We start from the raw sequence: 20656 nt of genomic DNA on the forward strand, positions 1-20656 counted from the left end.
CCCGGCCATGGACTGGTTGCGCCTCGCTCACCGTCGTGCGTTCTGTCGGAAAGGGCCGTCAACGGGTGGGACCGTGACGGTCGAGGTGGGGTGCGGTGCTGCGGAAGTCGTCGAGCAGTTCGACGGCCGCGAGCGCCCGGATGGACTCGAGGTCCGCGCCACTGGTGAGGGTGGTGCGGCGTGGCATCGGCTTCAGCGGCGGCACGAGTCGCCTGGGCACCGCGTTGGGCAACTCGTAGCGGGCGCGGTCGAGAGGCACCTGGAAGAAGACGTCGTATCCGGCCTCGTGCCGCTCGGCATCGTGGATGCGGCCCTCCGCCCGGTTGAGTCGGGCCTGCGCCGTCTGGTCGCCCTCGTGCTCGTACTGACGGAAGAGGTCTCGGCAGTGCCGTTCCCAGCCTTGCGCTCCATGGTCGAGACCGAGTTCGATGAAGGGGTTCGCCATCTCCCCCCGCTTGTTCTTCGTGGTGCCCCTCCAGGTGCGCACGTGCGCGAGGTTGCGTTCGGCGACGGGATCGCCGTTCACCGCTGCCTTCTGCGCGTAGGTCTCCGCGAGGGCCAGCTGTTCCCTCGCGACCCTGTCGTTCTCGACATCGGTCGAGGTGACGGCGGCGAGGTACGCGGCTACGGTGTACGCCTCGTCCATGAGGCCGGTGGGCAGTGACGGGCCGTTCGTCCGTTCCCTCACGAAGGAGTCGGCCTGGCGGCCGGCCTCTTCCAGATCGCCGGACATCAGCAGGTCGTACGCCCGGTTGAGCGCGACCAGCGCATAGAAGTCGCTGCGTCGCGGGTCGACGGGCGCGGTCGGCCGCCACAGTGCGGCCATCAGCTTCCACAGTCCTTCGTCGCGGACGGTGTCGCCGTCCCACTGCCCGACGAACGCACCGGACCTGAGGTCGCGCAACTCGATCTGCTGGGCGCGTGGCAGCGCCGCGTCCAGGGCGTCCAGGGACGGCAGCTGAAGATCCCTGACCACGTCGTACAACAGGTCCCAGACGTCCTCGGGTTCCTGCCGCACGATGGTCTCGTCCGCCAGGAACGCCCGTCGGCGCAGCATGCCGTGCCATCCGAGCCGCTCGGCCTCGTGCGGGTCGACCGACTTGGGGGCCAGGCGTGCGCGCAGATAGAGCGCTTCGTTACCGTCACGCGCCTGCCAGGGTTCGTCCTCGGCCATCAGACCACCGTGGTCCACGAGATCGTCGAGGACCGACAGCGGCGCCCAGGGAAGGACTTGGGCCAGGACCGCATTCGGTACGGGGATCGCGCCCCGGGTGGCGGCGGTGGCGAACAGGGAGAACGCGGGCCCGCCCGACACCGCACGGGACCTGGTGCCGACCAACTCGAGGCCGGGCGCGGTCGAGCACAGGATCCGGCACCGCTCCGATCCGGGCGCGTTGAGCCAGCGCACCTCGGCGGCCCACAGAACACGCAGGTGCCCGAGGACGTCTTCCGGCTTCAGAGCCGTGAGTCCCGCACGGACCGCAGGAAGCAGCGCCTCACGGTCGGGCGTCCCGGCGACAGCCCGGGTCAACGTGTCGCGTTGATCGTCCGTCAGTGCGGGCACCTCGACGATGTCACGCAGCATCGCCAGCACGGCCTCGACGGCCTCACCGCCGTTGACACCGAGCCAACGCCACTTCCGTTGCGCGAAGCCGTTCGCTCCGGCGGGCTCGCGGCCGCGGCGCTCCCGCGCTCTCGCCAGGCGCTCCTTCTCGGCGGCTATCGCCGCTCGGCGGGCGGCGACCGGGTCCGTCATGTCGTACACGCCGACAGAGTAGCCGCGCACAGAAACTTCACCTACCCCTCCCCCGGAATCCATATCCGCAGGTGGCCTGCCCGCCAAGGCCGCGTGTCACCCAGGGCGGGCCCTGCCTGCCTTAGCCGACCCGCTTCCACTCCTGGCACCGGTTGGTCTTGAAGTACTCGCCCTTGTTGAGGGTCACCCGGCCGGTGCCCTCAAGGTTGTTGTTGGCGATGATCGAGCCGAACTCGCCGCTGGCGTCCTTAGCCCGCTCCCAGTAGCAGCCCCACTCGTCCTCGGGCCCAGCCGTCTTGTACGTGCCGGCCTTGATGTCCTCGCCGACGAGATACTCGCCGTCTCCCGAGAAGGTGGTCGCCGGCCCCGGCTCCTTCGTCTTCTTCGGCTTGGCGGTCACCGTCTCCGTCACGGTCTCGGTCACCGTGGGCGCGGGTTCGGCCTCGGCGGCCGGTGCCGTCTCCGTGACCGTGGTCGTCGGGCGAGGGCCGGCCTTCGTGTCTGCGGCTGCCTCGGCCTCGCTGCCCGTGTCACCGCTCGCGCCCATGCCGACTCCGACGAGCAGGGAGACGAGGGCGACGGCGCCGTACTTCAGCCACGCCCGGTTGCGGGAGTTGGGCTGCACGACCGGGGTGTGCGGTGGCATCGACGGGAAGTGTGGCCGTCCGCCGCCGTACGGTCCGATGGTCGGCTGAGTCGTGGGGCCGCTGTCGGGCCCGAGGCCCGGGTTGGGCTTGTGGTCATTCATGTCTCGCTCCGTTTCCTCTGCGCACAGGCGGGTCGTCGTGCCGCACCGGCGCTCTGAGGTTCGTGCTGTCGGTTCCGCTCGCAGGCAGCGGCCGGGGTGAGGCGTCGATGCGGCTCAGAGACCGCGGATCTGGCGCCCCGCCTCAGTGGCCGGGTAGAGGATCGCGTCGGCGACGCGACCGCCGGAGTCCTTGACCCCGCCGCTGAAGTTGAGGCGGCCGGAGGTCCCGGTCTTGGCGGCGACGCCGTCCCAGTACTTCGCCTCGCGCTCCCAGCGGATGCCGTCGAGGAGCCGGAGCAGGTCGTCCATGCGGAACACGGCCCCCGACTCGCTCCAGGGCATGGTGGGGTGCACGGCGATGCCGAGCCCCGCGAGGACTGCGGGCGCGGTGATGGCGCCGCGCTCCGCGAACTCGCGGGCGTGACGGACGATCAAGTCGCCGAGGATGGGTACGACTGCGGCCTCCACCTGCTCGGGGCGGGCGCCCGCCGGCAACTCGTCCTCGTGCACGGACTCGGCGGAACGTGCGAGCCCGCCCCGCCCGTAGAGGGTGGTGACGACGAGTGCACGCAACGCGGAGAGGGTGACGACCTCACGGTCACCGGTGGACAGCTGCCGCTTGCTGACGTTCACGAGCCGGGCGAACGGCACCCGCTGACCCGCGACGTCGATCCGTACGGAGTCGGCGACCAGATGGGCGAGGCGGGTACCGAAGTCCCGCTGGTCCATGGACATGGCGAGGTTCTTCGCCACGGCGACACCCTGCACGTTGCGGTCGTAGAAGATCTGCCGCGCGTCCGCCGGGGCCAGGTCGACGTACAGCTCGAAGGGGATGCGCACGCGCGAGAGCTGCGGATACGTCAGTCCGTACGCCTCCGGGTCGTCGTAGAGGTCGTGCCAGGCCGTGGTCTGGGTCTCGCCGTCGATGGCGACGACCATCGTGCCCGGGGCGACGGTCAAGGTACGCAGACCGGTACCGAAAACGAGTTCCTCGCTGAGCGCGGCGAGCGGTCCAGCGTGCCACAGGGTGATCGGCGGCGTCGACCAGGCGGCTCCGAGCTCGCCCTTGATACCGGCGGCGATGTACTCGGCGTACGGACGGACGTTCTTGCCCTTCTGCGAGGACTTCAGCGTGCGCTGCACGGTGGCGCGCAGCTCGGCGTGCCGACGCACCAGGCCCGACGCCGCCTTTAGCTTGCGCGGATCCTCCTCGGCGCGGGGCGAGGGCACCAGCTGGACGAGTGCGGGCACCGCCATCGTCCCCACGACGGCGTCGTCGCGGAACGGCATGACGGTGAGCTGGGTGCCCTCGACGACGGCGGTCGGCATGGTCAGGCGCATGGGTCTCCCCCTGAGGCGATGCCTGCACGGCATCTGGAGCGGTCGAGCGGTCTGGTAGGCGCGGCGGTATCGACACCGTCCGCGCCGGAAGCATGACCAGATAAGCAGTACAGCGAAAGCGATGTCAATCACACATGCGGGCTTGACGCGTGCTGTAGGTTGTTGACTGTCAGCTACCGAGAGGTCCAGGAACCGCCATGCCCCAGCAGCCCACCGCGCAGGTGACGGCAGCCGAGATTTCCCGCATCGCCGGAGTCACGCGCGCCACCGTCAGCAACTGGCGCCGCCGGCACGACGACTTCCCCGAGCCCTCCGGAGGTACGGAGAGCAGCCCGCTGTACGACCTGGAGGCGGTGCGCGCGTGGCTGGCCGCGCGCGGCCACGCCTCCGCCGCGAGTCCGGCGGAGGAACTCCGGACGATGCTCCGCCTGCACGGACGTACCGGCAGCGGCGCCACGGGCGACTCCGCCGAGCTACTGCTCCTCGTTCTCGCAGCAGCCCGCCGCTCCCCCGCCGAGCTGGCGGCGACCGCCGGCCTGTCCGACGCGGACCTCGCTTCCGAGGCCGAGCGCGACAGAGCGGCCGTCGCCGAGGCCGTCCCGGGATCGGGTGACGGGGCCGTCCGCTTCACGGCCAAGGACGCCCCGGTTCTCCGCGCGCTGTACGCGTGTGTACGCGAGTCAGGCGGCCAGGCCACACTGGGCGTCCTCGCGGAGTGGGAGTTGGAGGACAGTGCGGCGAGTGGCGCCTACCGAACGCCCGGGCCGCTCGCGGACCTCATCGCCCAACTGCTCCCCGGGACTCCGTCCAGCGTCCTCGACCCGACCTGCGGCAGCGGTTCCCTCCTCGCGGCGGCCTCCCGGCACGGCGCTCGCGCGTTGTACGGCCAGGACGTGTTGCCCGTTCAGGCCCGCCGCAGCGCCGTCAGCCTAGTGCTGACCGCACCGGATGCCACGGTCACCGTCCGAGCCGGGGACAGCCTCCGCGCGGACGCCTTCCCGGACCTGCTCGCCGACGCCGTACTGTCCAACCCGCCCTACGGCATCCGGGACTGGGGACACGACGAACTGGCCTACGACCCGCGCTGGGCGTACGGCGTCCCGGCCCGCGCGGAGTCGGAACTGGCCTGGGTACAGCACGCGCTCGCCCACCTGGTGCCGGGCGGCTACGCGGTCCTGCTGCTGCCCCCGGCCACGGCCGGGCGAGCGTCAGGGCGGCGCGTACGCGCGGAACTCGTACGCAGCGGAGCCCTGCGCGCGGTGATCGCGTTGCCGGTCGGCGCGTCGGTGCCGCTGCACGTGGGCCTTCAGGTGTGGGTGTTGCGGCGCCCCGAGCCGGGGGGCGCGGCGCGCAAGTCCGTGCTGTTCGTGGACACGGCGGCGGAGACGCCGACGACGGCGACCGGGCGCGGTGCGGCGACAGCGCTGTCGCGGACGCGGGGTACCGGCCGGTCGACGTCCGTGGACTGGGCGGCGGTAACAGCGCGGGCGCTGGAGGCGTGGGAGGCGTTCACGGCGGACCCGGACGCCTTCGAGGGCGAGCCGGGTGTCGCTCACGCGGTCGGCGTGGTGGACCTGTTGGACGACGTGGTGGACCTGACCCCCGCGCGGCTGGTGCGGGCGTCACGGGCGGAGGTCGATCCGGCGAAGCTGTCGACCGAGGTGGATGCCACGCGCCAGGACCTGGTGAAGGCCGCGAAGGCCCTCGCGCGGACCGCCGGTCGCGAAGGGTGGAGCGCCGCGGGCGCCGACGCCCGGGAGTGGCGGACGGCGACGGCCTCTGACCTCTCGCGGGGTGGAGCACTCACTCTGCTTCGCCCGGTACCGGACAGCGCACGCACACGGGCACACGCCGTAAGCGGTGAGAGCGGGCCCCAGGGGGCGCGGGCGGTACTCACCGGCTCGGACATCGCGACCGGGTCGGGGCCCACGGGAGAGCCGACGGAGCTGTACGACGACACGTCGCCCGTGATCGCCGTGGGGGACGTCCTCGTGCGGGCGGTCGCGAGCGCGGACGGCGCCATGGCCCGAGTCGCGGGCGAGGGAGACGCCGGCGCTCTGCCCGGCCCGCACGTCCACCTCTTTCGCCCCGACCCGGCACGCTTGGACGCCTGGTTCCTCGCCGGGTTCCTGGGGGCGGAGGAGAACATCGCGGGCGCGTCGACGGGCAGCACGACCCTTACCGTCAACCCGGGCCGACTGCGCGTGCCCCTGCTGCCACTGGAGGAGCAGCGGCGGTACGGGGAGGCGTTCCGGCACGTGCACGGACTCCGTGCGGAGGCTCAGCGGGCGACGCGGCTGGCGGAGGAGACGGCACGATTGCTGGTAAGCGGACTCACGGGCGGACAGTTGCTGCCAACGCCGGGAGACGGCTGAGTCAGGCGGCCGGAGGTACGCGGCCTGGTGGCGATTCGTCCCATTCGGCACGCAGGCCTTCACACATAGACCACAATTGGCAGACCGCTCCAGCGACCGCTCAACGCGGCTCGGCTCGGGCGGTGGGGTTGGGAAATTTCGGAAGGAATCCGGGGATCCAGTTGAACAGCAGCAAGCACACGGAGTTGGCGAACCACGCGTGGTCCGTCGCCGACCTCCTGCGGGGGGACTACAAGCAGTCCGACTACGGCAAGGTCATCCTGCCGTTCACGGTGCTGCGGCGACTGGAGTGCGTGCTGGCGCCGACCCGCGAGAAGGTCGCGGAGATCGCGGAACAGCACAAGGACAGCGGCATCGACCCGGACCGCTTCCTGCGACGGGCCTCGGGCCACTCCTTCTACAACAGGTCCCGCCTGACGTTGAAGAAGATCGCGGAAGATCCGCAGAGCGCGGCGATGAACCTCCAGGTGTACGTGGGGGCCTTCTCGGACAACGCGCAGGGCGTGCTGGAGCGCTTCGAGTTCGCCCAGCAGATCAAGCGGCTCGACAGCGCCGGACTCCTCTACAAGGTCATCGGCAAGTTCACGGACCTGGACCTGCGTCCCGAGGTCGTGCCCAACCACAACATGGGCTACATCTTCGAGGAACTGATCCGCCGCTTCGCCGAGCAGTCCAACGAGACGGCCGGTGAGCACTTCACGCCCCGCGAGGTCATCCAACTCATGGTGCGGCTGCTGGTCGCCCCGGACGGCGACGCGCTCCAGCTTCCGGGCGCGGTGCGTACGGTCCTCGACCCGGCGTGTGGCACGGGCGGCATGCTCTCGGCGATGGACGACCTGATCACCGAGTTCAACAAGGACGCCACGGTGGAGGTGTACGGGCAGGAACTGAACCCCGAGTCGTGGGCGATCTGCCGGTCCGACCTCATGATCAAGGGCCAGGATCCGGAGAACATCGCTTTCGGCAATTCCTTCTCCGACGACGGCCACGCCCGCAAGACCTTCGACTACATGCTGGCCAACCCCCCGTTCGGGGTGGAGTGGAAGAAGGTCAAGGACGAGGTCGAGCACGAGCACAAGGCGCTGGGCGAGGCCGGCCGCTTCGGTGCGGGTCTCCCGCGTATCAACGACGGCTCTCTGCTGTTCCTCCAGCACATGATCTCCAAGATGAAGCCGGTGGATGTGAACGGCGGAGGCGGATCGCGTCTGGCGATCGTCTTCAACGGCTCGCCGCTGTTCACGGGTGCGGCCGGCTCGGGTGAGTCGGAGATCCGCCGCTGGATCCTGGAGAACGACTGGCTGGAGGGCATCGTCGCCCTGCCGGACCAGCTCTTCTACAACACCGGCATCTCGACGTACTTCTGGATCCTGACGAACAGGAAGAGCCCGGACCACAAGGGCAAGGTCGTACTGCTGGACGCGCGCGACCAGTGGCAGAAGATGCGGAAGTCGCTCGGCGACAAGCGCAAGCAGCTGGGCTCGGACCACATCGCGACGGTGGTCAAACTGTACGGCGAGGCGCTGGCCGCGGCGGACAACACGGAGCACCCGCTGCACGACAAGGTGAAGGTCTTCCGCAACGAGGACTTCGGCTACCAGCGCATCACGGTGGAACGCCCGCTGAAGCTGCGCTTCGAGGTGACGGAGGAGACCCTGGCGGCACTGGAGGCGTCCAAACCGATCCAGAAGCTGCCGCAGGCCGCGGCTCTCGCGGACGCCTTCAAATCCCTGATGGACACAAGCTGGGACACGAAGCAGGAGGCTTGGCTCGCCCTGAAGGACGCGGTGGTGCAGGCCGGCGGGACGTGGCCGACGGGGGCACCGTTCAATAAGGCGCTGCGTGAGGTTGTCGGGGTACGGGACCTGGAGGGCGAGGTACAGCTCGTCAAGGGCGAGCCCGAACCGGACTCGGAGCTGCGGGACTACGAGAACGTGCCGCTGGGTGAGGATGTCGAGGAGTACCTGGCGCGGGAGGTCCACCCGTATGCGCCGGATGCGTGGGTTGACCACAGCAAGACGAAGATCGGGTACGAGATTCCGTTCACGCGGCACTTCTATGTGTACGAACCACCACGGCCGTTGGCCGAGATCGATGCCGAGTTGAAAGCTCTTCAGGAAGAGATTCAGGGAATTTTGGGAGGGGTGACAGAATGAGCACTGTCCTAGGCATTGCACTTCCCCCGCAATGGTCAGCCACTCGCCTGAAGCACGTAACCGCAGCACTCAACCGCGGCTCGGCACCTAACTACGCCGATGCAGGACCTGTGCGGGCGGTCAGCCAGGCCTCGAATCAACCCGGTGGAATCAACTGGGAACGTACACGCTTTCACGACTTCCATGGAATCCCATCCACCCTGAAGGGCCATCTGCACCCAGACGACCTCCTTATCAACTCGACTGGAACGGGCACCCTTGGTCGCGTCGGATACTTCACAGGATCGCCGGATGGTCTGCCCTGTATGGCTGACAGTCACGTAACACTTGCCCGCACTAGACGCGAGCAATTGAATCCTCGATACGCCTACTACTGGCTCACTTCGAAGCCCTTCCAGGAGTACGTCTATTCCGCGCTGGTCGTAGGGGCCACCAATCAGATCGAGCTAAACCGGGATCGACTCGCAGACGCGCCAGTTCCACTGCCGCAATTGTCGGAGCAACTCCGCATCGCTGAATTTCTCGACATCGAGACCGCGAAAATCGACCATTATGTGAGCCTATACACGAAACTACAATGCAAGCTACGCGAGAAACACCAGAGCATCACCGAGTCTCTCCTGTTGCACGGCAACGAAACTGAGAGCGTACCGCCATCCAGTGGCGGCGCCCCGTTCCCCTCGAGTTTCCACATCGGCAGACTCAAGCACGCGGCGACGCGGATTGACGTCGGCATTGCCGAAGCAGCAACTCACGCCTACGCAACAACGGGCTCACCGCTGATTCGGTCGATGAACATTCGACCGAATCGCCTGGAGTTGGACGACCTCCTTTACATCGAACCCTGGTTCGCCGAACGAAATAAGTCGAAATATGTGCGGGCTGGCGACATCCTCACCGTAAGAACGGGCAATGCAGGCATTAGTGCAGTGGTTCCACAAAAAATGGATCGCTCGCAAACCTTCACCCAGCTAATCACGACACCAAAGGAGGGATTTTCGGCCGAATACTTCTGCCAATTTCTCAATTCCAGGGTCGGCCGAGAATATTTCAAGCTCGTGAGCTGGGGAAGTGCACAGCCAAATATTAGCGTCCCACTCTTGGCGAACACACCTGTCCCGATCCCACAGGTTCACATCCAGGAAGCAATCGCCTCGCGGATAAACCAAAACCAGGCGACTTTCGACGACTTGGACACCAAGATCTCTACAGCCTGTGAGCTTGCCGCAGAACGCCGTCAAACCCTAATCACCGCCGCCGTAACGGGCCAGTTCGACGTATCCGCCGCCAGCGGGCGCAACGTGACCGAAGGAGTCTCCGCATGAGCCCCGTGCACGACGAGTCGTCCTTCGGGGCTGCCATCGTTGCCGCCCTCTGCGAGCGGGGGTGGCGGGAGGCAAACCCGGAGGACTACCAAACCGACCTCGGCCTGGACACCAACGAGTTGTTCACCTTCATCGGGGCCACACAGTCTGATGAGTGGTACGAACTGCTCGCCGTCTATGGCAACGACACCAACGAGGCCCAGCGCGGTTTCACTCAACGCCTCGACCGGGCCATCGCCGAGGACGGGCTGCTCCACGTCCTCCGGAACGGCGTGAAGGACCGCGGAGTCCGCCTCCGGGTCGCCTACTTCAAGCCCAACCTCATCTCCGCCGACTCCGTACTCAACGGCTACCGGGCCAACCGCCTCACCGTCGTCCGCGAACTGCCCTACGCCACCAAGCAGGCCGACTGGGGTCATCGGCTCGACCTGACCCTGTTCCTCAACGGCATCCCCGTCGCCACCGCCGAGTTGAAGAACCCGCTCACCGGGCAGGGCGTCGAGCAAGCCAAGGAGCAGTACCGGACGGACCGGGACCCGACCGAGCTGATCTTCACGCGGCGTGTCATCGCCAACTTCGCCGTCGACCCGGACCTGGTCTTCGTCACCACGCAGCTGCGCGGCAAAAGCACCCAGTTCCTGCCGTTCAACACCGGCTCGAACGGCCCCGGCCAGCCCGGCGGCGCCGGCAACCCGGCGCCCATGGAGCACGGCAAGTACGCCACCTCCTACCTCTGGGAAGAGGTCTGGCAGCGGGACAACTGGCTCGACCTCCTCCAGCGCTACGTGCACCAGCAGAAGGAGAAGACGCCCGGCGGCGGTGTCACCAAGAAGACGATCTTCCCCCGGTTCCACCAGTGGGACGTGGTCCGGAAGCTCACCGCGCACGCCTCCGTCCACGGCGCCGGCCAGAACTACCTGGTCATGGCCTCCGCCGGTTCCGGCAAGTCGAACACCATCGGCTGGCTGGCCCACCGCCTCAGCGACCTGCACGCACGCATGGACCCGGCTGTTCTCCCACCCGACGCCCTGGCTGAGGGTCGCATCAAGCCCGGCGAACCCGTCTTCGACAAGGTCATCGTCATCACGGACCGACGCAACCTGGACGCCCAGCTCCGGGAGACCGTCGGCAGCTTCAGCCAGACCGACGGCCTGGTCGTCAAGGTCGACGAGAAGCACGGCGCGAAGAGCGAACAGCTCGCCCGCGCCCTCTCCCGGGACTCCGGGAAGATCGTCACCGTTACCCTGCACTCGTTCCCGGCCCTGCTGGACTACATCAAGCGCAATCCCACCGAGATCAAGGGCACCCGTTTCGCGATCATCGTCGACGAGGCACACTCGTCGCAGTCCGGCGACGCCGCCACCGCCGTGAAGTCCGCCCTGCGTGACCTCGGCCTGGACTCCGACTCGGACGACGAGGGCGCGACCACGGTCACCGTGGACGACAAGCTGAAGGCGAAGGCGGTCGAGCGCTCGCACGCCGCCAACCTCTCCTACTTCGCCTTCACCGCCACGCCCAAATCCAAGACCCTCGAACTCTTCGGCACGGAAGGTGTGGAGAACGGCAAGACCGTCTACCGGCCCTTCCACACCTACTCCATGCGCCAGGCCATCGAGGAAGGCTTCATCCTCGACCCACTGCGCAACTACGTCACGTACAACACGTACTGGAAGCTCGCGAACCTCAACCGCGACGAGAAGGAGGTCGACCCCTCCAAGGCGAACAGCCTGCTCGCCCGGTTCGCGCTCATGCACGAGCACACGGTGTCCCAGCACGCCCAGGTGATCGTCGAGCACTTCGTCGCCCACACCCGCGGCCGGCTCGGCGGCCGGGCCAAGGCCATGGTGGTCACGGCTTCCCGCCACTCCGCCGTGCAGATGGCCCGTGCCATCAAGAGCTACATCGCCGACCGCGACTACGACACCAAGTACCCGGACCTCGGTGTCCTGGTCGCGATCTCCGGCTCCCTCACCATCGACGGTGAAGAGACCACCGAGGTGAAGGAGAACGGCGGTCTGTCCGAGAGCGCACTGCCCAAGGCCTTCGCCTACACGCGCGCCGACGACAAGGCCGTGAAGGCCGGCGGCAAGGGACAGCAGGAGTATCGGATCCTGGTCGTCGCCGAGAAGTACCAGACCGGCTTCGACCAGCCGCTCCTCACGACGATGTACGTCAACAAGACGCTGACCGGCATCGCCGCGGTGCAGACCCTCTCCCGCCTCAACCGCACCGCCGAGCGCAAGACCCAGGCCGACCTGGCCGTCCTGGACTTCGTCAACGAGGCCGAGGACATCCAGGACGCCTTCCGCCCGTATTTCGAGGAGGCGCACACCCTGCCCTCCGACCCGAACCTCCTCTACACGGCCCAGAGCCGCGTCATGTCCGCGCCGATCATCTCGGAGCAGGACATGGACGAGTTCGTCGCCGCGTACTTCGAGGCGCAGGAGAAGGCGGGCGGCTCCCAGTCCAAGTGGGAGAAGCTGCACGCCGAGCTGTACCGGCTCCTCTCCCCCGCCGTCACTCGCTTCACCGCCCTCCTGGAGAGCGAGGAGGAGGACGACGTCGAGACGGCAGAGGAGTTCCGGGCCAACCTCAACGACTACGTCCGCAAGTACGGCTTCCTCGCGCAGATCGTGCCGTACCGCGACGCCGAGTTGGAGCGCCTGTACCTCTACGGACGTTACCTGCTCAACCGTCTTCCCCGCCTCGCCGACGGCGGAGTCGACATAGGTGAGGTCGACCTCAGCCATCTGCGCGTCGAGAAGACCGGCGAGCACGACGTGTCCCTCAACCCCGAGGGTGCCGCCGAGCTCAAGGGCTTCGGTGACGGGGTCGGTGGTGCCACGGACGCCGAGAAGTCACTGCTGTCGGCGCTGATCGAGAAGTTCAACGCCAAGTTCGGCACGGAGTTCACCGAGGAGGACGTCCTCCCGGCCTTCAACGCGACGAAGGACGACCCGAAGGTCCGCGCCGCCGCCGTCGTCAACGACGAAGAGAACTTCGGCATCGTCTTCGACAAGAAGTTCGAGGAGAACATGATGGACCATGTCTCCACGATCGACACGCTCGGGAAGCGGTACTTCGGTACCGACCGGGACTTCAAGTCCAACCTCGACCGCAGCGCGCGTCGTGCCGCCTGGCGGATGATCCGTCGGGAGGAAGGGCTGGACGACATCTGACGCGATCGGGGCGCGGTGCGCACCTCGCGCATCGCGCCCCGCCGGTCTTCGATCAGTTCAGCGCCCTGCGGTCATCCGCACGAACCCGTCCCAGGCCTCAGAGCCGAAGGCGATCCTGGCTACTGCGGGTCGCTTCGAGTCCCTGACGAGAATGGCTCCGGAGACTGCGGCGACCTCGACGCATTCACCACCGTTGCCCGTGCTGTAGCTGCTCTTGGTCCAAGCGGCCTCGGGCACAGCCGCCTTGCTGTGCTGCACGCTCATGTGTCTCCCATCAGTTGCTCAATGAACGACACTGACTCGCTCGGTGTCAGCGCCTGTGATCGGAGGATGCCATAGCGCGCTTCCAGCGTGCGCACGTATGCAGCGTCGGTGTAGAGGCGACTGTGGTCCTGTACCTCCGCGTAGGCAAGGCGCTTTCCGTTGTCGGTGTCGATCAGCGAGAAGGGGCCGCCCAATGCCGCGTTGTCCTCTCGGTCGATCGGCATGACTTGCACCTCGACGTTCCTCGACTGGCCCGTGAGGAGGACTTGCTCCAGCGCCTCACGCATGACCTTCCGACCGCCGATCGGCCTGCGCAGCACCGCTTCTTCGATCACAAAGCTCATCAACGGAGCAGGGCGCCGACGGAAGATCTCCTGCCGCACCATACGCGCCTCGAGCCGCTGTTCGATCACGTCGTCCTCCAGCAGCGGCCGCTGCATGTGGAATACGGCTCGGGCGTAGTCCTCCGTCTGCAACAGACCCGGCACTGCGTACAGGGCGTACACGTTCAACGCTGTCGCTCTCGCCTCGAGCCGAGCCATGTCCCGGAAGAACGCCGGATACTGAGCCCGCCCCACCTCCTCCTTCAGCGCCGTGAGCACACCCCCCGCCCCCAACACCTCATCCGCCTTCTCGATGAACCGAGCCTGCGGAATACGCCGCCCCTGCTCGATGGACGCCACCGTGTCCGCCGAGTAGCCGAGCCTCTTGCCGAACTCGGCCCGCTCCAGTCCCGCCCGCACGCGCAGCAGCTTCAGCTGCCGTCCGAACGCGGTCACCACGCCCGTCCCCGGCTCTTCCTCCGGCCGCTGCTGCCGCTGCGCCGCCGACTCCTCGTCCCTCACGGTCACCGCCCCGCCTCCTGTCCTCTCCCCGCGTACCACCACGTACAGCGCCCGCGTCCGCTCCGTACGACGACCCGACGTCAGCGCGTCACCACTGGTCACGCTAGGCCACGAAGCGCCACCGTGAGTGCATGACCGCAACACAACCACCCCTGACGGTGCACAGGTTCGCGATGTGCTTCAGCTCCACCCCGCGGGGCGCCCGCCTGGCCCGGCGCCTGTGCGCGCACCGTCTGGACGCCTGGGGGATTCCGTACGGCACCGACGTGCACGACGTCGTCACGCTCATCGCGTCGGAGCTGTGCGCGAACGCCGTACGGCACGGGCACGTCGCCGGCCGGGACTTCCACCTCTCGCTCACTGCCCACCCGGCCACCGGCACCGTACGCATCGAGGTGACCGACACGCGGGGCGAGCGTCTCCCCCGCCTCCCCGCCGACGTACCGGAGGACAGCGACGGCGGGCGCGGACTGCTGCTCGTCGAGGCGCTCGCCGACCGCTGGGGATGCTCGCCCCGTGCCGAGGGCGGCCCCGGCAAGACCGTGTGGGCGGAGTGCGCCGCGCCCGGCCTGACCTGATCGTGTAGCTCCCCGGCGACCTGGCTGGACGCACGGAACCCCCGCCCGCGAAACTGACCCCTTCGGACACTCGACGGGGCGGGAGCGGGGACCAGGTGCCGGACGTACGACGGGTCGCGGGGCGTTACGAACTGCTGGAGCAGTTCGACAACGGGGGCATGGGGGACGTCTGGCGCGGTTACGACGCCGTACTGGACCGGCCGGTCGCCGTGAAGCTGATCCGCCCGCAGGCCGTGACGTCACCGCACCTGGCGGAGGAGTTCGAGAAGCGGTTCCGGCGCGAGGCACGGGTCACCGCCCGGATCCAGCACCCGGGTGTACCGCAGGTGTACGACGCGGTGCTGGACGAGTCGTACGAGCAGCTGTTCCTGGTGATGGAGCTGGTCGACGGCGTCCCACTCACCGCGTACGTGCACCCGGACCACCCGCTCCCCGTCAGCTGGGCGGTGGCCGTGGCGGCGCAGGTGGCGACCGTCCTCTCGTACGCGCACGACGTACCCGTCGTCCACCGTGACCTGAAGCCGGGCAACATCCTCGTCGCCCGGGACGGCACGGTGAAGGTGCTGGACTTCGGCATCGCGGCGATCCTCCAGACGGACGTCACCAAGCTGACCGCGACGGGCAGCCCGATCGGCACGCACCAGTACATGGCGCCGGAGCAGGTGCGTGGCGCGCGGGTCACGCCGCGCACCGATCTGTACGCCCTGGGGTGCGTGCTGCACGAACTGCTCTGCGGACGGACGTTGTTCAGCGGGGACAGCGAGTGGCAGCTGATGACCCAGCACGTCAACGCGACCCCGACCCCGCTGCGGCAACTGCGCGACGACGTACCGGCGGGCCTGGAGGAGCTCGTTCTGCATCTGCTCCTCAAGGCACCCGAGGCGCGTCCGGCGGACGTGCAGGAGGTGTACGAGCGGTTGCGGCCCTTCCTGCCGGGGCCTGGCGATGAGTCCGCGCCGGAGGAGGCAGGGCCCGCTGGGGCGCCCGACCCGACGGGAATCTTCCGTCGGCCGTACGCGCCCCGCTCGCGCGCCGGTGCCGCGGGCGGCGCGCAGGCCGCCGCCCCCGTCGCCGGCCCGGACGCCCCGCCCGTCGTGCCCGCGGCCGAGCGGGAGGCGTTGCGGGAGCAGATCCGCGAGGTCCACGCGCACTACGTGGCCCTGATGGAGGAGGAACGGTACGCACAGGCCGCCGACGTGGTGGGTGAGCTGATCGAGCCGGCCGCACGGTCCCTCGGCTCGGAGAGCAGGGCGGTGCTGCGGCTGCGTTCGTGGCAGGCGGTCAGCCGGCAGTTGGCCGGTGACCACCGGGCCGCGTTGCCGGAGTTCGAAGCGCTGGCCGACGCCTACGGACGGGTGAGTGGGACGAACAGCGAAGAGGCACTGTGGTGCCGGGCTCAGGCGGCGCGCTGTCGCGGCAAACTCGGCCAGGTGACCGAGGCGCTGGACGGGCTGAACGGCGTCCTCGAGACCGTCCGCGCCATCGACGGAGACGTCAGCGAGAACGCGGTGGAGCTTCGCCACGACATCGGCATGCTGCTCCTCGCGCAGCAGCGTGCTGCCGAGGCCTTCGGCGTCCTGGAGCCCCTGCACCAGGATCTGTGCGTGGTGTTCGGCCCCAACCACGAGCTGACCGCCGAGGTGGCCGAGACTCTGGCGGTTATCCATCTCGATCTCGACGAGGACGACGGCGAGGGTACCGGTCCGTCGGCCTGACCTGGCCTTTGCCCGTACCGCAGGTCGGCCGGGGCACTAGGATCTCCGCATGCCGCAGCTCGCCTTCGACATCGGTTTCTTCGCCGAGCTTCCCAAGCTCCAGCCCCCGGTCAGGAAGGGCGTCCTCGACGCCTGGGAGAAGTTCAACCGGCTCACTCTCGACCAGCTCTTCAAGGATCAGGGGCTGAAGCTGGAGAGCCTCGTGAAGGCGAAGGACAAGCAGATCCGGACGATCCGCATCGACCAGTTCTGGCGCGGTGTGGTGCTCGCGCCGCCCACTGGGGACACGTTCGTCCTGCTGCGGGTGATGCAGCACGACAAGGCCATCGCCTGGGCGATGAAGCAGAAGTCCAGCATCAACGAGGTGACGCGGGCCGTCGAGATCCGGGACGCGGCGACCCTCGACGAAATCACGCCCGCCTACGAACGGGTCGCGGACCACTCGTCGAAGGTTCGGCTGTTCGCGAAGTTCTCCGACGGGGACCTGAAGGCGCTGGGCATCGATGACGAGACGCTCCGGCAGGCGCGGTCGCTCGTCGACCAGGAACAGCTGGACGTCTTCGCGCCGCTGCTGCCGCAGGACCAGCGGGAGGTGCTGCAGTACCTCGCCTCGGGCTGCACGGTGGAGGAGGTCTGGCAGGACATCGTGGCCCCGGCGCTGCACGCGTCCACGAAGCCGGTGGACACGCGGGACTACGAGACCGCGATCCAGCACACCCGGGCACGGATCGCTCTGGTGACGGCTCCCGAGGAGCTGCGGGACATCCTGGAGAAGCCCTTCGCCGCTTGGCGGGTCTTCTTGCACCCTTCGCAGCGGAAGGTGGCCTACCGGGCGTCCTACTCCGGCCCCGCGCAGGTCACGGGCGGCCCGGGGACGGGCAAGACCGTGGTCGCGCTGCACCGGGTCAAGCATCTGCTCGGGTATCTGCGGGACGGCGACCGCATCCTGCTCACGACGTACACCAACGCGCTCGTCAACGCCCTCCGTTCGGGTCTGGAGTCCCTGGTGGAGGATCCTGAGCTGCGCGAGCGGGTCGACATCTCGACCGTGGACGGCTTCGCGGGCCGGGTCGTCGCGGAGGCTCCGGGCGCGGTGACGCTGCGGCCGCTGATGAGCAACGAGGAGGTCAGCCGCTGGGGCAGGGCCGCCAAGGCGACGGGCTTCACGGGCAGCGCGCAGTTCCTGGCGCAGGAGTACCGGCATGTCGTCCTGGCCCAGGGCATCGGAAGCCTGGCCGAGTACGAGGCGGCTGACCGGCGGGGCCGGGGCAGCAGGCTGACGGCGGCCGAACGGCCGCTGGTGTGGAAGACCGTGGAACGGTTCACGGCCGGTCTCGCGGCGGACGGGTGCCGGACCTGGCTGCAGACGTGCGTGGAGGCGGCGGGGCTGTTGGAGGCGAAGGGGCCGCCGTACCGGCATGTGGTGGTGGACGAGGCGCAGGACCTGCATCCGGCGCAGTGGCGGCTGCTGCGCGCGGCCGTTCCGGCCCGCCCCGACGACTTGTTCATCGCGGGCGACCCGCATCAGCGCATCTACGACTCGAAGGTGTCGCTCAAGTCCCTCGGCATCAGGGTGACGGGGCGGTCGGTGAAACTGCGGAAGAACTACCGCAGTACGCAGGAGATCCTGCGCTGGTCCACGGCCCTGCTGATCGGCCGGCCGATCGCCCAGTTCGAGGACGAGGGCCGCAACGAGACCTTGCTCGGCTACCGCTCCGCTCTCCACGGCGACGGGCCCGCCGTACGGGGCGCGGCGAGTGAAGAGGCTGAACTGGACGCCCTGGTCGACCAGGTGCGGGCGTGGATGGACGCGGGGGTGGGTGCCGGAGAGATCGGGGTGAGCACCCGGTTCAACAAGACGTGCGCGAAGGCCGTGGCGCACCTGAAGGACGCGGGTGTCCCCGCAGTGTCCTTGCGTAGCGCTTCCGGCGACTCCACGACGGGCGAGGGGGCGGCTGTGCGGGTCGGAACCATGCACTCGTTCAAGGGACTGGAGTTCCGCTGCGTCGCGGTCATCGGTGTCAACGACGAAGCTCTGCCGTTCGCGAAGGCGATCACGCCGCCCGACGTGGACCCCAAGCAGCACGAGACGGACATGATGTCCGAGCGCTGCCTGCTGTTCGTGGCCTGCACGCGTGCGCGGGACAGTCTTTCCGTTTCCTGGTCAGGTGCGCCGAGCCCCTTCCTGACCGAAGCCGGCATCACCACCCTCTAACCTTCGAACCTCGGAGCATCCGCCTGCAATCACTGCACGGCCATGGTGAATTGATTGACATTGCTTTCACTGGCATGGTTGAGTATGCATGCTTCCGGTGATGCCTGGGGGGACATCGCCGGAGGCACCTGACCCGCATGCCCGGAGGTCGGTCGGCGCCTCGCCACCTCGGTTGCTCCGCATCGTCACACTTCAGGATGACCATGAAGATCAAGCGCGTTCGCATCGAGAACTTCTGCTGTCTGCGCAGCCTCGATGTCTCCTTCGACTCCATCACTTCGCTCATCGGACCGACGGGCGTCGGCAAGTCCACCGTGCTGCGTGCGCTGGACTGGTTCTTCAACGGTGAGAAGGGCGGCATCCTCAGCGAGGAGGACGTGCACTCCGCGGCGGAGACGAAGCGGATCCGTGTGGAGGTCGAGTTCGACGGACTCACCGCTTCCGACCGTTCCATGCTCGGCCACTACGCGCCCGACGGGCTGGACACGCTGAGCATCTGGCGCACCTGGGAGAACGGAGAGGACCGGATCACGGGCAAGGCCCTGGCCTATCCGCCCTTCGAGCGGATCCGGGAGGGCGGCAGCAGCCGGGAGAAGACGACCGCGTACAAGGCGTTACGCGACCAGGACCCGGCACTCGGCCTGCCCGCCGTCCGTGGCTGGGACGCCGCCGAGACGGAGATGCGGTCCTGGGAGGCGAGGAACCGCGACCGTCTCGCCGAGGCCGAGGTGGAGGGCACGCATTTCTTCGGCTTCGCCGGCCAGGGACTGCTCGGCAAGCTCATCGACTTCGTCTTCATCTCGGCCGATCTGCGGGCGTACGAGGAGACCGACGACAGCAAGACGACCGTGGTGGGGCGGATCCTCGAGCACGCGGTCGACCGCTCGGAGGCGGAAGCCCAGTTCACGGCCATCGACGAGGACGCCCAGGCGGCCCGCGAAAAGGTGCACAGGGAGATCTACGAGCCGGTGCTCGCGAGGCTGTCCGGCGCCCTGTCCATGGAAGTCGGCCGGTTCACCACCGGTCGGGACGTCGTCGTCACCCCGACGGCCCAGGTACCCAAGCGGGCCAAGACCGCGTTCGCGGTCAACATCCGTGACGGGGCGGCTCTGACACCGGTTCGTCGTCAGGGGCACGGATTCCAGCGTGCGCTGATCATCGCGGCGCTCAGGTACCTCTCGGAGTGCCGCCGCCCCGAGAACGGCACGCGCTCGCTGTGCCTGGCGATCGAGGAGCCCGAACTGTTCCAGCACCCTGCGCAGACCAGGGTCTTCGCGGAGGTGCTGCGCAGCCTGGTTGCGTCCGCCGATGACCAGACACAGGTCATGTATGCGACGCACAGCCCGGTGCTCATCGACCCTAGCGACTATCAGCAGGTCCGCAGACTCTATCGGGTCAGCGGTGGTGAGCATCCGGAGGTGAGGCTGCGAGCCCTCACCGAAACGGAACTTCGGCAGTCCCTCGAGGACCACGTGTCGGAGAAGTCCATCGCAAGGCGAGGAACCACTCGGTACGTCAAGGAGCTCGCCGAAGCACTGTTCGCCGACGCCGCCGTCCTGGTCGAGGGCGCCACGGACGAGAGCATCCTGCTGGCCTTCGCCGAGCGCCAGGGCTTCAGCCTGGGCGCCCAAGGCATCTGCGTGGTGAACGCCGAGGGCAAGGACAACCTGATCCTCTGCCACGCCATCCTCACCGGGTTCGGCGTACGCTGCCACCTCGTGTTCGACGCGGACAGCGGACCGAGGAAGACGGCCGACGCGGACACCGAGAAGAAGACGGAGGCCCTTCGCGCCAGCATCGTGAAGACCGCGAAGATCCTCAGTTATTTGGGGGCACCCACCGAAGCCAACCCGGCGACCGCGAGCGAGGAGACCCACACCGTCTTCGAGGACGACCTCGACACCTATCTCGAGGTCCACTGGCCCGCTTGGAACGCTCGCCGTCTGGAACTGATCGCGCAAGGCGAGGGTTACGTGGACAACAAGCACGGGCCGACGTACGCAGAGGCCGCACGCACCGCCAATGGTGAACCGAAGCTGCTGCACGCGCTGATGGAAAACGTGAGGGCCATGGCGGGGCGGCCGGCACCTCACACCTAGCACGTACGCACAAGGTTCATGCCCTTCCGGTCGGCCTCCGACCGTAGGCTGTCGCTGGAGAAT

General features: G+C 68.1%; 13 protein-coding genes. 8 read left to right on the top strand and 5 right to left on the bottom strand.

The window, feature by feature from the left end:
- Positions 1-58: 58 nt before the first annotated feature.
- From R2E43_RS05240 to R2E43_RS05250, 3 genes are all read right to left on the bottom strand, one after another.
- The gene (locus R2E43_RS05240; protein ID WP_030871770.1) at positions 59-1756 is read right to left on the bottom strand and encodes a hypothetical protein; all 1698 of its coding nucleotides are present in this window, start codon (positions 1754-1756) and stop codon (positions 59-61) included.
- Positions 1757-1877: 121 nt separating this feature from the next.
- The gene (locus tag R2E43_RS05245) at positions 1878-2504 is read right to left on the bottom strand and encodes a hypothetical protein (protein ID WP_319128707.1); all 627 of its coding nucleotides are present in this window, start codon (positions 2502-2504) and stop codon (positions 1878-1880) included.
- Positions 2505-2618: 114 nt separating this feature from the next.
- Positions 2619-3845, bottom strand: coding sequence for a DNA sulfur modification protein DndB (locus tag R2E43_RS05250; RefSeq protein ID WP_332055954.1), 1227 nt, complete (start codon positions 3843-3845; stop codon positions 2619-2621).
- Between the two features lie 197 nt (positions 3846-4042).
- Between R2E43_RS05250 and R2E43_RS05255 the strand changes: the two genes are divergently transcribed.
- From R2E43_RS05255 to R2E43_RS05270, 4 genes are all read left to right on the top strand, one after another.
- On the top strand, positions 4043-6220 hold the full coding sequence (locus R2E43_RS05255; RefSeq protein ID WP_332055955.1) for an N-6 DNA methylase: 2178 nt from the start codon (positions 4043-4045) through the stop codon (positions 6218-6220).
- A 161-nt stretch (positions 6221-6381) separates the two neighbouring features.
- Positions 6382-8373, top strand: a complete 1992-nt coding sequence (locus R2E43_RS05260) for a type I restriction-modification system subunit M (protein ID WP_332055956.1) — start codon at positions 6382-6384, stop codon at positions 8371-8373.
- Complete coding sequence (locus R2E43_RS05265) at positions 8370-9698, top strand: restriction endonuclease subunit S (protein ID WP_332055957.1); 1329 nt, start codon at positions 8370-8372, stop codon at positions 9696-9698. Before R2E43_RS05260 ends, R2E43_RS05265 begins: the two co-directional genes overlap by 4 nt.
- Positions 9695-12877 carry a type I restriction endonuclease subunit R gene (locus tag R2E43_RS05270; RefSeq protein WP_332055958.1) on the top strand — a complete coding sequence of 1061 codons (3183 nt, stop codon included), beginning with the start codon at positions 9695-9697 and terminating at the stop codon, positions 12875-12877. Before R2E43_RS05265 ends, R2E43_RS05270 begins: the two co-directional genes overlap by 4 nt.
- A 57-nt stretch (positions 12878-12934) precedes the next feature.
- Here R2E43_RS05270 and R2E43_RS05275 read toward each other — a convergent pair whose 3' ends face one another.
- Together R2E43_RS05275 and R2E43_RS05280 are read right to left on the bottom strand one after the other, a co-directional pair.
- The gene (locus R2E43_RS05275) at positions 12935-13141 is read right to left on the bottom strand and encodes a DUF397 domain-containing protein (RefSeq protein ID WP_030871752.1); all 207 of its coding nucleotides are present in this window, start codon (positions 13139-13141) and stop codon (positions 12935-12937) included.
- Positions 13138-13992 (bottom strand): helix-turn-helix domain-containing protein, encoded by an 855-nt coding sequence (locus R2E43_RS05280; protein ID WP_191850027.1) that lies wholly within the window; start codon positions 13990-13992, stop codon positions 13138-13140. The genes R2E43_RS05275 and R2E43_RS05280 overlap by 4 nt, the downstream gene beginning before the upstream one ends.
- A 125-nt stretch (positions 13993-14117) precedes the next feature.
- Between R2E43_RS05280 and R2E43_RS05285 the strand changes: the two genes are divergently transcribed.
- From R2E43_RS05285 to R2E43_RS05300, 4 genes are all read left to right on the top strand, one after another.
- Positions 14118-14564: an ATP-binding protein gene (locus tag R2E43_RS05285; RefSeq protein WP_030871746.1), complete on the top strand. Its 447-nt coding sequence runs from the start codon at positions 14118-14120 to the stop codon at positions 14562-14564.
- 158 nt (positions 14565-14722) lie between these two features.
- Entirely contained in the window at positions 14723-16279 is a 1557-nt protein-coding gene (locus R2E43_RS05290) for a serine/threonine-protein kinase (protein WP_387586383.1), read from the top strand.
- Between the two features lie 49 nt (positions 16280-16328).
- Positions 16329-18494 carry a UvrD-helicase domain-containing protein gene (locus R2E43_RS05295; RefSeq protein ID WP_332055959.1) on the top strand — a complete coding sequence of 722 codons (2166 nt, stop codon included), beginning with the start codon at positions 16329-16331 and terminating at the stop codon, positions 18492-18494.
- 203 nt (positions 18495-18697) lie between these two features.
- On the top strand, positions 18698-20593 hold the full coding sequence (locus R2E43_RS05300; protein WP_191850031.1) for an ATP-dependent nuclease: 1896 nt from the start codon (positions 18698-18700) through the stop codon (positions 20591-20593).
- The last annotated feature ends 63 nt before the right edge of the window (positions 20594-20656 follow it).

The organism is Streptomyces violaceoruber, assembly GCF_033406955.1.
Taxonomy (GTDB): Bacteria; Actinomycetota; Actinomycetes; order Streptomycetales; family Streptomycetaceae; genus Streptomyces; species Streptomyces violaceoruber.